The organism is Streptomyces sp. NTD91, assembly GCF_059510455.1.
Genome location: NZ_JCAJZW010000028.1, coordinates 67,080 through 80,078 on the forward strand (window position 1 = coordinate 67,080; position 12,999 = coordinate 80,078).

A 12,999-nucleotide genomic window follows, 5' to 3' on the forward strand; every position below is an offset into this window, starting at 1 on the left:
TGCACTCGATGGTAGGCCGCACCGTACTCAGACGGTCAGACCCCGAACCAGGAGATCAAGCAGCGCACACACGAACAGGGCAATGCCGATGAAGCCGTTGACCGAGAAGAACGCCCGGTTGAGGCGGGACAGGTCGTGCGGGCGGACGATCGTGTGCTCGTAGACGAAGGCGGCCGCCACGATCAGCAGGCCCAGCCAGAAGAAGGCGCCCGCGTGGGTGACGAGGGCGTACCAGACGAACAGGGCCGTCGTGATCGTGTGACAGGCCCGCGCGCCCCAGATCGCCGCCGGGATGCCGAACCGGGCCGGGACCGACATGACACCGATCTCGCGGTCCGTCTCGACGTCCTGGCAGGCGTAGATCAGATCGAAGCCGCCGATCCAGATGCCGACGGCGAGGCCGAGGATCACCGCCGTCCAGGACCACTCGCCGGTGATCGCCAGCCAGCCGCCGATCGGACCCATGGCCTGGGCGAGGCCGAGGATGGCCTGCGGGAAGTTGGTGAACCGCTTGCCGTACGGATACACCACCATCGGGACCACGGCGACGGGGGCCAGGGCCAGGCACAGCGGGTTGAGCAGGGCCGCAGCACCGAGGAAGACGACGACCGCGATCAGCGCACCGGTCCACGCGTGCCGGACGGTCATCGCGCCCGTCACCAGCTCGCGATGGGCCGTACGGGGGTTACGGGCGTCGATCTCGCGGTCGATGATCCGGTTGACGGCCATCGCGAACGTGCGCAGGCCGACCATGCAGACGGTGACCAGCAGCAGCCGGCCCCAGTGGATGTTCCGGTCCCACTCGTACATCGCCGTGAGGGAGGCGATGTAGGCGAAGGGCAGGGCGAAGATCGAGTGCTCGATCATCACGAGGCGCAGGAAGGCCCGCGTCCTGCCCGGCTGAATGACTGCGGTCGTCACAGGCCGTACTCCTTCCAGCGGCGGTCCACCAGGGCCGCCGTCGCCGGGTCCGACATGACCATGTCCGGCCAGCCCCCGTCCCGGGTGTAGCCCTCCTCGGGCCACTTCCTCGTCGCGTCGATGCCCGCCTTGCCGCCCCAGAACTGCTGGTAGGAGGCGTGGTCGAGATGGTCGACCGGGCCTTCGACGACCGTGAGGTCACGGGCGTAGTCGGTGTTGCCGAGGGCCCGCCAGGCGACCTCGTGCAGATCGTGCACGTCACAGTCGGCGTCCACGACCACGATCAGCTTGGTCAGCGACATCATGTGCGCCCCCCAGACCGCGTGCATGACCTTCTGCGCGTGCTTCGGGTACTTCTTGTCGATCGATACGATCGCGCAGTTGTGGAAGCCGCCGGCCTCGGGCAGGTGATAGTCCACGATGTCCGGGACGATGATCTTGAGCAGGGGGAGGAAGAACCGCTCGGTCGCCCGGCCGAGGGGTCCGTCCTCCGTCGGGGGGCGGCCGACGACGATCGACTGGAGCAGCGGTCGCCTCCGCATCGTCACACAGTCGATCTTCAGCGCCGGGAACGGCTCTTGGGGGGTGTAGAAGCCGGTGTGGTCGCCGAAGGGGCCCTCGGGCAGCATCTCGCCCGGCTCGAGCCAGCCCTCCAGGACGACCTCGGCGGCCGCCGGCACCTGGAGCGGGACCGTCTTGCAGTCGACCATCTCGATCCGCTTGCCCGCGACGAACCCGGCGAACAGGTACTCGTCGATGTCGCCGGGGAGCGGGGCGGTGGAGGCGTACGTCACGGCGGGCGGGCAGCCGAAGGCGATGGCGACCGGCAGCCGCTCGCCACGGCGCGCGGCCACCTGGTAGTGGTTGCGGCTGTCCTTGTGGATCTGCCAGTGCATGCCGATGGTGCGCCGGTCGTGGCGCTGGAGGCGGTACAGCCCGAGGTTGCGGACGCCCGACTCGGGGTCCTTGGTGTGGGTGAGCCCGAGGTTGAAGAAGGAACCGCCGTCCTTGGGCCAGGTGAACAGCGCCGGGAGCCGGTCGAGGTCCACCTCGTCGCCGTGCAGCACGACCTCCTGCACGGGGGCTTCTCTGACCTTCTTCGGCGGCACGTGCGTCATCGCGCCGAGCTTGCCGAAGGCCTCGCGGACGCCGACGAAGCCGTGCGGCAGCTCGGGGCGCAGCAGACCGCCGATCTTCTCGGAGATCTCGCCGTACGACGTCAGGCCCAGCGCCTTCAGCAGCCGCCGGTCGGTGCCGAAGACGTTCATGGCGAGCGGCATCGCCGAGCCCTTCACGTTCTCGAAGAGCAGCGCCGGGCCGCCGGACTTCTGCACCCGGTCGACGATCTCCCCGACTTCGAGATACGGGTCGACCTCTGCCTTGATGCGCTTGAGGTCGCCCTCGCGCTCCAGCGCGCGCAGCAGGGAGCGAAGATCGTCGTAAGCCATGCGGTCAAGTATCGCCGACAGACCGTTCCGGCCCGTTGCCGGGTGCGGGTTCGGGCCGCTCGTATACCCTGCACGCCATGCTCAGGTATCTGCCGTTCCTGCTGGTGCTGGCACTGTGGATCCACGCCTTCGTGGACTGTCTGAACACCCCGGAGGACGAGGTGCGGCACCTGCCGAAGGTGGTGTGGGTGATCATCATCCTGCTCTTCGGCGAGGTGCTGGTCGGACCGGTGGCCTGGCTGATCACCGGCAGGGCGCGTCAGCCTGTCCCGGCGGGCGGCGCCGGGCGGTGGGTCGCCCCCGACGACAACCCCGAGTTCCTCAGGTCCCTCAACCGGGAAGACCCCGGGCAGAGCTGATGGAAGTCCGGCTGCTCGTCACCTTCGAGAAGGTCGCCACGGCGCTGAGCTTCACCGGGCCACCGCCGAGCTGTCGTACGCGCAGTCCGGTGTGACCGGTCAGATCCGCGCCCTGGAGTCCTCGCTCGGCGTCCAGCTGTTCGACCGGCTCGGCGGCCGGATCCGGCTCACCGAGGCGGGCGAGCGGCTGCTGCCGTACGCCCGGCAGATCATCGAGCTGACACAGGAGGCCCGTACGGCGGTCACCGGGACCGAGGAGCCGTCGGGCACGCTCACCGTCGGCACCATGGAGTCCCTGACCTCCTACCGGCTGCCGCCGCTGCTGGAGTACTTCCACCACCGCCTCCCCGGGTACCGCTCGCGCTGCGCACCACCATCGGCGACGAGACCCGGCAGGCACTGCGTCAGGGCGCCCACGACGTCGGGTTCCTGATGGAGGAGCAGACCGAGCACCCGGGCCTGACGACCGCGGTGCTCGCGGTGGAGCCGCTGGCGCTCGTCGCGGCGCCGGGGCATCCCTTGGCGGGAGCGGCCGTCTCGACCGCGGACCTGGTGACCCAGCCCCTGCTGGCCACCGAGCCGGGCTGCGCCTACCGGGACCTGTTCGAGCGGGAGCCGAAGGCCCTGGGGGACGTGGACTTCCTGGAGTTCGGCACGACCGAGGCCACCAAGCGCGCGGCGGCGGCCGGCCTCGGGACCCCGTTGCTGCCCGAGGTGACGGTCGCCGCCGAAGTCGCGGACGGGAGCCTCGTACGGCTGGACTGGGAGCCGCCGTTCACGCTTCGCACGCAGTTGGCGTGGCGGGCCGGGAAGCGGCTTCCGGCGCACGCGCGGCTGTTCGTGGAGCAGGCGCGGCGGCTCGTGGCCGAGCAGGCGTGACCTTCAGGCTCGCCGTCACGATCAGCGGCACGCCCAGCGCCTGGACGGGCCCGACGTGGTGGCCGTAGACCAGCCAGTCCATCAGCATCGCCACGGCCGGATAGACGAAGGCCAGGACGGCGATCTTGGCGGTCGGCAGCTTGGCGTACGCGGCGTACATGAGGACGTACATCACCCCTGTGTGGATCAGGCCGAGTCCCGCCAGCCAGCCCCAGTGCCAGTCCGCCCCGCGCATCGGAGTCGTCGGCTGAACGGACGTCAACTCTCCTCCGGTCCCGCGCGCTTGACGCCCCATAACGACTTGCCATCCTCACCACGGGTGTCGTTAATGGTCGTCACCGAGTTGCGAGGGATCAACGACCTCTGGGGGACAGACACAGATGCAGAACGGCCAGCCGCACGAGCGCCCGGCCCAGGACCCGCCGCCCGCACCCGCCTCCGTGCCGCCGGTCACCGCACCGGCGCCGCCGGCCTCCGCGCCGCCCGTGGCTCCGCCCATGCCGGACGTCCCGGCGCCGCCGCCGCGTCCGGCTCCCACCAGGGTCGAACTCCGGGTGAGCAAGCGGATCCTGTGGATCGGGGCGGCGGTGTACCCGCTGGCCAACATCGCCCGTGTGTACACCTTCGTCATGCGTCCCAAGCGCAAGGAGGCGGTGCTGCGGTTCCTGCGGTACACCGCGGGGACGCTGGCCGTCGGGTTCATCGCGATGCTGCCGGGACTGCCCTTCCTGGCTGCGAGCGGAGGGAACTCCGGCGGTGGGTACGTGGGCTTCGTCTGGCTGCTCGCCGTCGCCGCGGAGATCTACTTCTTCGTCGAGATGATGTCCGTCCTGACCGCCTCCCCGCACCACGTCCTCGCCATCGAGACCTCGGGCGCGTCCACCGCGCTGGTCACCAGCCCCGACCCGCAGTACCTGGACCAGGTCGTCGGCCAGATCTCGTACGCCATCGACCACCCGGACACGAGCTTCAGGATCACGGTGGAGAGCCTCAGCTTCTCGCCGAAGAACTACTACTTCGGCGACAACGTCAACATGTACGGCGGCAGCGGAAACGTGGGGATCAGCGGATGAGCGGCACCAACCACTACTACGGCGACAACGTGAACATGTACGGCGGCCGGAACAACCAGGGCATCGTCAAGAACCAGGCCGGCGCCGGGCAGCAGGACCCTGCCCTGACCGCCGCCCTCGCCGAACTGCACCGGCTGATCACGGAGTTGCGCACCCAGGTGCCGGCCGCCGACGCCCAGCTCCTGGACGACACCCTGCCCGCCCTCAGCCCCGACGCCGCCGTGCCCGCACAGGCGCGGCGCGGTGCGCTGATGGCGATCGCCGGGATCGCGAGCACCGTCGGCGCGGTCGGACAGCCCGTCGCCGAGGCGGTGCGCGCGATCGTCGCGATGATCAGCGGCTAGGGAGTTCTCGTCCGGGTCGGGTCGGGTCGGGTCCGCGACGCCCGGCACGGCACCTCGCCGCGTTGTCGGACCACCCGAGGACGACCGGTACGCGAGTGATCCTCCGCCCTGCGACGCACCGCACCGGACGCCGCGGCCCGTCCGACCCGGTCCAGACGAAACCCCTACGTGTGCTCGGTCATGACTTCGGTGACCTCGCCCACTCTCCGGCGACCTCGATCAGCACGGATTCGGTGGTCGGGGCCGGGGAGGCATGAGTGCCGTGGCCCGTGCGGAGCCGGCACGGCGCTGGGATCCTGGTACCGGAAGTCCCCCGAGCTGTGGAACGAGGACACAGGTGACCGACGCGCGTGTTCCCACCATCGACCTGCGGCCCTGGCTGGACGGCGACGAGGAGACCCGGGCCGCACTCGCCCGCACCGTCGATGCCGCGCTCAAGACCGCCGGATTCCTGCTGGTCACCGGGCACGGGGTGCCGGGCGGGCTGCGGGCGGGGATCCGGCGGACGGCGCGGGAGTTCTTCCTGCTGCCCGTCGAGGTCAAACGGCGGTACGAGGCGAAGGTCGGCGGTCGCGGCTGGCTGGGGCCCGGCGCCGAGGCCAACGGGTACGCGGAGGGCACCGCGACGCCGCCCGACCTGAAGGAGTCGCTGACCTTCGCGACCGACGAGCCCTTCGACGACCCCGTGGTGAACGCCGAGTGGTACGCGCCCAACGTGTGGCCGGCCGAGGTGCCGGAACTGCGCGCGCTGTGCCGGAGGTACCTGGCGCACATGGCGGCTCTGGAGAAGGAGTTGCTGTCGCTGCTGGGACACGCACTCGGGCTCGGACCCGGCTTCTTCTCCCGGCACATGGACCGTCCGACGTACGGCTTCAACATCAACTGGTACCCGGGCACGGACGTCGTCGGCGATCCGCTGCCGGGACAGTTCCGGATCGGGCCGCACACCGACTTCGGAACCCTGACCGTCCTCGACCGGCAGGCCGGCAAGGGCGGGCTGCAGGTCCACACCGACGCCGGCGGCTGGCAGGACGCGCCGTACGATCCGTCCGCGTTCACCATCAACGTCGGTGACCTGCTCGCCCGCTGGACCGGTGACCGGTGGCGGTCCGGACGGCACCGGGTGCTTCCTCCGCCGGTCGACGCGCCCGCCGAGGAACTGATGTCACTCGTGTACTTCGGCGAGTGCACGCCGGGCACCCGGGTGGAGTCGGTGCCGGCGCCTGTGGGCCGGGTGGCGTACCCGCCCGTCGACTCCCATGTGTACCTGCGCGAGAAACTCGACTCGATCACCGTCCACTGAATCCGACCCCCTCCGGTCACCGTCCTTGTTCACTTCCGCGTTCGGGCCACCACCCGTTCCGTGGAAATGGGCCCGACGGGAATGTCCCGGCCGCGTCCCACGGCATTGCCTTGAAGGGGCACCCGCGTCCAGGGCCCCTTGTGCGATGGGAGACGCGCGCGCCTCACCGACATCCAGCACAGCGGGATCCGCCCGGAACGGCTCGTCGAGTGGACGCCGAGCCCGGCGACCGTGGCGACGGCGACGGAACCCCCGCAGGACGCCCGGCCGCCCGCCTGCATCCAGGAGTCGCACATCCCGGACACGGACGTGGTGGCGAAGAGCCTGCGCCTGTACGTGGAGCGGCTGCGCGACCGGATCGCCTCGGTGGCGCACGGCAGCCTGTGCGCAGTGTCCTGAGTGCCCGCCGCCGTAGGGCCCGTCCGACCATTCCCGCCTGCCGCGCGACGCCATGCACGCACGGCCGCCCTTCGGGCAACGACGCGAATGTGCGGACACGCCCTAGGTGAACTGCCCGGGAAGGAGCTCCAGAGGCTCGCCGGGTTCCGGGGGTTCGACGGGCCCGGAGGGTTTCGGGGGGCGGCGTCCCGGAAGACCCTGCGGTGAATCCAGGACACCGATCAGATGTTCGAATCTCCTGCGCCAGTCCGCCTCCGACGCCCCTTCGCCCTGGAACTCGTGGGTGAACCTGAGGACGCTGTCCGCGTCCTCGCCCCGCTCCAGGTGGAACCGGATCCGGCCGCCGCCCCCGACGGTGTACTCCGCGACCCGGTCCACGTCCCAGGCGGTGACCCGCCCGGAGCCCAGGTCCCGCAGGGTGACCGCGCCGTCGAGGCGCGGCTCGAGAACGTCGACGGCGGTGCACCACGCCCCGAGCCCTTCGGGGGTGGCCACCGCCGGCCAGACGTCTTCCATGCGCCCCGGGAGCCGCACCAGGAAGTGGAGTATGTGCGTGTTCCCGTGGGTCTGACTGGTGCCCTGTGCGATGGAACCGCTCATGACACCAGTGTCACCGACCCGGCGGTCACACGCCCGCGTAGGAGTGCTTGCCGCTGACGAAGATGTTGACTCCGTAGTAGTTGAACAGCCAGCAGCCGAAGGCGAGCATCGCCAGGTAGGCGGCCTTGCGGCCCTTCCAGCCGGCCGTCGCGCGGGCGTGCAGGTAGCAGGCGTAGCCGACCCAGGTGATGAAGGACCAGGTCTCCTTGGGGTCCCAGTTCCAGTAGCGGCCCCAGGCGTCACCGGCCCAGATCGCGCCCGCGATGATCGTGAACGTCCACAGCGGGAAGACGGCCGCGTTGACCCGGTAGGCGAACTTGTCCAGCGAGGCGGAGGCGGGCAGCCGCTCCAGCACCGAGGTGGCGAAGGCACCCGGCTTGCCGCCGGTCTGCAGCTTGGTCTCGTACGAGTCCTTGAACAGGTACAGGATCGTGGCGACCGCGCCGACGTAGAACACCGCGCCGCAGAAGATCGCGGTGGAGACGTGGATGTACAGCCAGTACGAGTGCAGCGCCGGGACCAGCTGGTCGCTCGCCGTGTACAGGACGGTGACCGCGAGACCCAGGTCGAGCAGGACCGTGGTGATCAGGAACAGACCGAGCCAGCGCACGTTCTTCTTGAGCGTCAGCAGCGTCAGGTACAGACCGACGGCGACGGTGGAGAAAGTGATGTTGAACTCGTACATGTTGCCCCACGGCGCCCGCTGCACGGAGGCCGCGCGGGCGACGACGCCACTCAGCTCCACCAGGAAGGCGAGCACGGTGAGGGAGACGGCGATACGGCCGTACAGGTCGCCCTGCGCGTCCCCGCCGTGCGCACCGGGGCCGTCCGGCACATCACGGGCGCCGGAGGCCGAGCGCACGACGACCTTGGGCCGCTCCAGCACCGCGGTGCCCCCGGCCTGCTTCACGGTCACGGCGGGCGCGCTCGCCTTCGCGGCGCTCTCGGCGGTCAGCGCGGCGGCCGTACGGGCCACCTTGCTGCGGCTGCCGAGGAGCCATTCGGCGATGTACGCGAAGAAGGCCAGGGTGTAGACGGCCATCGACGAGTAGATCAGCGTGTTGCTGATGCTCGCCAGGTGTTCGTTGGTTGCGGCGGCGAGAGTCACTTCTCAGCCCCTTCGGCAGATGCGACTGGGGTGTCGGGGGATGGGGAAGGGTCGTCGTCGGGATCGGGGGACCCCGGCGCCTGGTCGTAGAGGATTCCGGCGAGCTCGCCCAGTTCCTCGGGCACCTTGGCGGACTCGCTGCGGCCGAGGCCGGCCATCTCGACGATCGTCACGCCGTCGTCGCCCCGCACCGCCCGCACCCACACCCGGCGGCGCTGGATGAACAGGGACGCGGCCAGGCCGAAGATCGCGGCGAGGGCACCGCCGAGCGCCCAGCCGCTGCCCGGCTCCTGGACGATCTCGAAGCCGGCCCACTGCTTGATGTCCTTCTCGAAGGTGAGGGACCCGGCGCCGTTCGGCAGGGTGAGCGTGTCGCCCGGCTGCAGCAGCTTCTTCAGCAGCTGGCCCTTGCCGTCCTTGAACGCCTTCATGTGCGTCTTGTCCAGCTGGTACACGCTCTGCGGGACGCCCGAGTTCACGCCCAGGTCGCCGTGGTAGGCGTTCACCGCGAGCAGCGGGTTCACCAGCGCGGGGAACTGGGAGAGCATCGTGCCGCTCTTCGGGTCGAAGGTCGGCACGAAGAAGGCCTGGAAGCCGAGCTGCTCCTTCCGGCCCTGGGCGTTCCTGTAGCCGTCCATCACCTTGATCACACCGTTGGAGGTGACGTTTCCGTCGAGCGGCAGCAGCGGTACGGCGTCGTGGTAGACGACGTTGCCCTTGCCGTCGCGGACCGTGATGACCGGCGCGTAGCCGTGGCTGACGAGGTAGACCTTGGCGTCGCCGATGTGCAGCGGGGAGTTGACCTTGATGGTGGTCGTCTTCCCCTTGCCGTACGCGCCCTGGCTGTAGTCGATCCTCGCCTGGTAGGTGCGCGGCGTGCCCCGGTTCGGGCCGTTGACCTCGTAGGTGCCCGTGAACTTCTTCAGGTCGAAGCTGAACGGCACCAGGTCGTCGTTCTGGAACAGGCTGCCGGACTTGAAGTCGTCGTACTGCGACAGGGCGTTGGAGAACCCGTCGCCCTCGACCACCAGCTTGGTGCCGTCCGACTTGTACATCTGGCCCCAGGCGAAGGCGATCAGCAGCACGATCAGGGCGACGTGGAAGACCAGGTTGCCCAGTTCGCGTACATAGCCCTTCTCGGCGGCGACGGCGTCACCGGCGACATGGGCGCGGAAGCGGCGCTTCTTCAGCAGGGCGAGCGCGGCCTCGCGGACCTGCTCGGGCTCGGCGGCCGTCCGCCAGGTCGTGTGGGCGGGCAGCCGGGTGAGGCGTTTGGGCGCGGCCGGCGGCCGGCCGCGCAGCTGGCCGACGAACTGCCAGGTGCGCGGGACGATGCAGCCGATGAGGGAGACGAACAGCAGGATGTAGATCGCGGAGAACCACACCGAGCTGTAGACGTGGAACAGGCCGAGCTTGTCGTAGATCGGCGCGAGCGTCCTGTGGGCCTTGCGGAAGTCGTCGACCTTGTTGAGGTCGGCGCCGGTCTGCGGGATGAGCGAGCCGGGGATCGCGGCGAGCGAGAGCAGCAGAAGCAGCAGAAGCGCCACCCGCATGGAGGTCAGCTGCCGCCAGAACCAGCGCACCCAGCCGATCACGCCGAGGCCGGGCACGGCGGCGAGTTCCTCGCGCGGGGCGGTGGACAGCTGGGACCCGGCGGCGGCCAGGTCCTCCTGGTCCTGGCCGCCGGGGTCCCGGCTCTTGTCGGTTTCGGTCGTGCTCATCGATCAGATCCCCACAGTGAAGCCGTCGGACCAGGTCTGCATCTGCTGCACCAGACTGTCCCAGGCACCGGTCAGCAGCAGCACGCCGGTCACGATCATCATCGTGCCGCCGATGCGCATGACCCAGACGTAGTGGCGTTTGACCCAGCCGAAGGCACCGAGCGCCTTGCGGAAGGCGATCGCGGCGAGCACGAAGGGCACACCGAGTCCCACGCAGTAGGCGATCATCAGCACCGCGCCGCGTCCGGCGCTCGACTGGTTCATGGACAGGAGGTTCACGGACGCGAGGGTCGGGCCGATGCAGGGCGTCCAGCCTATGCCGAACAGGGCGCCGAGGACGGGCGCGCCGATCAGGCCGGCCGCCGGCCGCCTGTGGAACCGGAACTCGCGCTGGGTGAGCCAGGGCATCAGCCCCATGAAGAAGACACCCATGACGATCATGAGCACGCCGAGAACCTTGGACAGCGTGCCCTGGTACTCGCGCAGGGTGGAGCCGAAGAAGCCGAACAGCGCTCCGCCGGAGACGAACACGGCGCTGAAGCCGAGTACGAACAGGGCGGCTCCGCCGACCATCCGCCCCCGCCGGGCCTCGGCCAGGTCGGTGCCGGCGACTCCGGTGACGTAGGAGAGGTAACCGGGGACCAGGGGCAGGACACAGGGCGAGAAGAAGGAGACGAGCCCGCCGAGCAGCGCGACCGGCAGCGCGATCAGCAGGGCGCCGCTGCGCACCGTCTCGTTCTGGCCGGTCACGGCCAGCGTCACCAGCGCGCTCACGTCACTTCTCCGCGAGGACCGGCTTGAGCATCTTCAGCAGGGTGGTGTCGTCGACCGCCTCAAGGGCCCGCGCGGCGACCTTTCCCTCCTTGTCGATGACGAGCGTGGAGGGGATCAGCTGCGGGTTGAGGGTGCCCTTCTTGAAGCGGAGCATCAGCTTGCCCGTGGGGTCGTACAGGCTCGGGTAGGTGATCCCGTGCTCCTTCTCGAAGGCGACCGCGGGCGTCGTGCTGGTGTCCCGGGTGTTGATGCCGACGAACTGCACGCCCTTGCCCTGGTACTGCTTGGAGACCTTGGAGAAGTACTGCGCCTCCTCCCGGCACGGACTGCACCAGGAGCCCCACACGTTGATGACGACGACCTGGCCCTTGAAGCCGGCGACGTCCAGGGTCTTGCCGTCGATGGTCCTGCCGGACAGGTCCGGGGCCGCGGCACGCTCGCCCTTCGGCACGGTGGCGATGCCGTTGTTGCCGGTGACGAAGTTGGTGTTGCCGCCGCCGCCCGAGGTGCCGCCCTCGCTGCACGCGGACAGGGACACGGCTACGGCGGCGGCCACGGCGCTGAGCAGGACGGCGCGGCTACGGGTACTCATGTGAAAAGTTTCGCATGTCCCTCCCGGCGATCTGTGGCGCCCCCCTGCCGGACGGAAAAGCCCATTTCAGGGCGTATTTACACGGGGCATTTCGGGCAGATCCCTAGGCCAGGAAGGTCTTCCAGCCGCCGGCCGGGGGCTGACCGGGTGCCAGCGTGCGCAGCTTGGCCAGCACCTCGGGCTTCTGCACGTCCAGCCAGTCGACGAACTGCCGGAAGGAGACGAGCCGGACGTCGGCGCCGGTCTCCTTGGCGTGGGCGATGTGCTTGAAGGCCTGCTCGACGGCGTCCATGTAGATGCCGCCGTTCCACTGCTCGAAGTGGTTGCCGATGAAGAAGGGTGCCCGGTTCGTGAAGTACGCCCGCTTGAAGCCGGCGATGTACGCCCCGGCCGCCTGCTCGCGCCAGGCCGGGTAGTGGTAGGCCGGCGCCTTGGTCGAGTACTGGGACTGGTTGAACATCATGTTGTAGTCCATCGACAGGACCTGGAACTTCTTGCCGGGGAAGGGGACCAGCTGCAGCGGCAGGTTCCACAGCCCCTGCTTCTTCTCCGGCCACATCTGCACCCCGCCGGACGAGGAGGCGTCGTAGCGCCAGCCCAGTTCGCGGGCGGTGGGCAGCAGGTTCTGCTGGTTGAGCAGACAGGGCGTGCGGCCGCCGACCAGTTCCTTGTCGTAGTCGAACGGCAGCGGCGGCATGTCGTGGAAGCCCGTGTTGGTCTTCCAGTTCTTCACGAAGGACTTGGCCTGGTCGATCTCGCTGCGCCACTGCTGCGGGGTCCACCACTTCACGGAGGTGCGGGCGTCGCCGCAGAAGTGGCCGTTGAAGTGGGTGCCGATCTCGTGGCCCTCGAGCCAGGCGCGGCGGACGTTCTCCAGCGTGGACTTGATGTGCTTGTCGCTGAGGTAGCCGATGTCGGAGGCGCCGGGCCGGTTGTTCGGCGGCAGGTACATCCGCTTCTTCGACTCGGGCAGCAGATACAGCCCCGAGAGGAAGAAGGTCATGCCCGCGCCGTGCTCCTTGGCGAGATCCAGGAAGCGCGGGAAGAGACCGTTGCCCACCTCGCCGGCACCGTCCCAGGAGAAGACCACGAACTGTGGCGGGGTCTGGCCGGGCTCCAGCGGCTCGGGCGCGGCCGGCTGGTGCGGCTGCTTGCCGGTGAAGGACGTGGAGCCGTCCCCGATGAGACGGCCCTGCGGCGCGTCGCTCGCGCCACCGCCCTTCCCCGGCTGCCCGCCGTCGGAACCGCCCGAGCCGCCGGCGTTGTCGGACGACTTGTGACTCCCGCAGCCGGCGAGGGTCGCGGCGGCCGCCGCGCCCGCGCCGAGGCCGAGTATTCCCCTGCGGGAGAGGGTGCGGGAGGTGCGCATGGAAGATCCCCGATTCGTCGCGCCTGCTGGTGGTCACCCACAGAGAGGGCACAGCGACCGGAGAGGTTCCGATAATTCTTATGCTTTTCGCAACAGTTACGGCAATAAT

Annotated in this window: 15 protein-coding genes and 1 pseudogene; 7 read left to right on the forward strand and 9 right to left on the reverse strand. The window is 69.5% G+C overall.

Going from position 1 to position 12,999, the window contains the following annotated elements; all coding sequences use genetic code 11:
• Positions 1-27: 27 nt before the first annotated feature.
• The gene (mqnP, locus tag AC5WRT_RS25820; RefSeq protein ID WP_496096464.1) at positions 28-921 is read right to left on the reverse strand and encodes a menaquinone biosynthesis prenyltransferase MqnP; all 894 of its coding nucleotides are present in this window, start codon (positions 919-921) and stop codon (positions 28-30) included.
• Positions 918-2,369, reverse strand: a complete 1,452-nt coding sequence (locus AC5WRT_RS25825) for a menaquinone biosynthesis decarboxylase (protein ID WP_496100641.1) — start codon at positions 2,367-2,369, stop codon at positions 918-920. The genes mqnP and AC5WRT_RS25825 overlap by 4 nt, the downstream gene beginning before the upstream one ends.
• 77 nt (positions 2,370-2,446) lie before the next feature.
• Between AC5WRT_RS25825 and AC5WRT_RS25830 the strand changes: the two genes are divergently transcribed.
• The 3 genes from AC5WRT_RS25830 to AC5WRT_RS25840 all read left to right on the forward strand — a co-directional run bounded on the left by AC5WRT_RS25830 (position 2,447) and on the right by AC5WRT_RS25840 (position 3,607).
• Complete coding sequence (locus AC5WRT_RS25830) at positions 2,447-2,728, forward strand: PLD nuclease N-terminal domain-containing protein (RefSeq protein ID WP_496096462.1); 282 nt, start codon at positions 2,447-2,449, stop codon at positions 2,726-2,728.
• A gap of 91 nt (positions 2,729-2,819) precedes the next feature.
• Positions 2,820-3,161, forward strand: coding sequence for a LysR family transcriptional regulator (locus tag AC5WRT_RS25835; protein WP_496096461.1), 342 nt, complete (start codon positions 2,820-2,822; stop codon positions 3,159-3,161).
• Entirely contained in the window at positions 3,128-3,607 is a 480-nt protein-coding gene (locus tag AC5WRT_RS25840) for a substrate-binding domain-containing protein (RefSeq protein ID WP_496100645.1), read from the forward strand. The genes AC5WRT_RS25835 and AC5WRT_RS25840 overlap by 34 nt, the downstream gene beginning before the upstream one ends.
• On the opposite strand, the pseudogene AC5WRT_RS25845 reads toward AC5WRT_RS25840, so the two are convergent.
• Positions 3,504-3,821, reverse strand: a pseudogene (locus tag AC5WRT_RS25845) (EamA family transporter); the annotation flags it as partial. The gene AC5WRT_RS25840 and the pseudogene AC5WRT_RS25845 sit on opposite strands and share 104 nt — an antisense overlap.
• Positions 3,822-3,987: 166 nt before the next feature.
• On the opposite strand from AC5WRT_RS25845, the gene AC5WRT_RS25850 reads away from it, so the two are divergent.
• From AC5WRT_RS25850 to AC5WRT_RS25865, 4 genes are all read left to right on the forward strand, one after another.
• Positions 3,988-4,680, forward strand: coding sequence for a DUF6232 family protein (locus tag AC5WRT_RS25850; RefSeq protein ID WP_496096460.1), 693 nt, complete (start codon positions 3,988-3,990; stop codon positions 4,678-4,680).
• The gene (locus AC5WRT_RS25855) at positions 4,677-5,024 is read left to right on the forward strand and encodes a hypothetical protein (RefSeq protein WP_496096459.1); all 348 of its coding nucleotides are present in this window, start codon (positions 4,677-4,679) and stop codon (positions 5,022-5,024) included. The genes AC5WRT_RS25850 and AC5WRT_RS25855 overlap by 4 nt, the downstream gene beginning before the upstream one ends.
• Positions 5,025-5,361: 337 nt before the next feature.
• On the forward strand, positions 5,362-6,327 hold the full coding sequence (locus AC5WRT_RS25860; RefSeq protein ID WP_496096458.1) for an isopenicillin N synthase family dioxygenase: 966 nt from the start codon (positions 5,362-5,364) through the stop codon (positions 6,325-6,327).
• A gap of 138 nt (positions 6,328-6,465) precedes the next feature.
• Positions 6,466-6,726 (forward strand): hypothetical protein, encoded by a 261-nt coding sequence (locus AC5WRT_RS25865; protein WP_496096526.1) that lies wholly within the window; start codon positions 6,466-6,468, stop codon positions 6,724-6,726.
• A 102-nt stretch (positions 6,727-6,828) separates the two neighbouring features.
• Here AC5WRT_RS25865 and AC5WRT_RS25870 read toward each other — a convergent pair whose 3' ends face one another.
• From AC5WRT_RS25870 to AC5WRT_RS25895, 6 genes are all read right to left on the reverse strand, one after another.
• Positions 6,829-7,326, reverse strand: a complete 498-nt coding sequence (locus tag AC5WRT_RS25870; RefSeq protein ID WP_496096457.1) for an SRPBCC family protein — start codon at positions 7,324-7,326, stop codon at positions 6,829-6,831.
• A 25-nt stretch (positions 7,327-7,351) separates the two neighbouring features.
• Positions 7,352-8,434, reverse strand: a complete 1,083-nt coding sequence (ccsB, locus tag AC5WRT_RS25875; protein ID WP_496096456.1) for a c-type cytochrome biogenesis protein CcsB — start codon at positions 8,432-8,434, stop codon at positions 7,352-7,354.
• Positions 8,431-10,155, reverse strand: coding sequence for a cytochrome c biogenesis protein ResB (resB, locus tag AC5WRT_RS25880; RefSeq protein WP_496096455.1), 1,725 nt, complete (start codon positions 10,153-10,155; stop codon positions 8,431-8,433). The genes ccsB and resB overlap by 4 nt, the downstream gene beginning before the upstream one ends.
• A 3-nt stretch (positions 10,156-10,158) precedes the next feature.
• Complete coding sequence (locus AC5WRT_RS25885) at positions 10,159-10,929, reverse strand: cytochrome c biogenesis CcdA family protein (protein WP_496096454.1); 771 nt, start codon at positions 10,927-10,929, stop codon at positions 10,159-10,161.
• Position 10,930: 1 nt separating this feature from the next.
• Positions 10,931-11,521 (reverse strand): TlpA family protein disulfide reductase, encoded by a 591-nt coding sequence (locus AC5WRT_RS25890; RefSeq protein ID WP_496096453.1) that lies wholly within the window; start codon positions 11,519-11,521, stop codon positions 10,931-10,933.
• Between the two features lie 103 nt (positions 11,522-11,624).
• Entirely contained in the window at positions 11,625-12,890 is a 1,266-nt protein-coding gene (locus tag AC5WRT_RS25895) for a polysaccharide deacetylase family protein (RefSeq protein WP_496096452.1), read from the reverse strand.
• Positions 12,891-12,999: the final 109 nt, after the last annotated feature.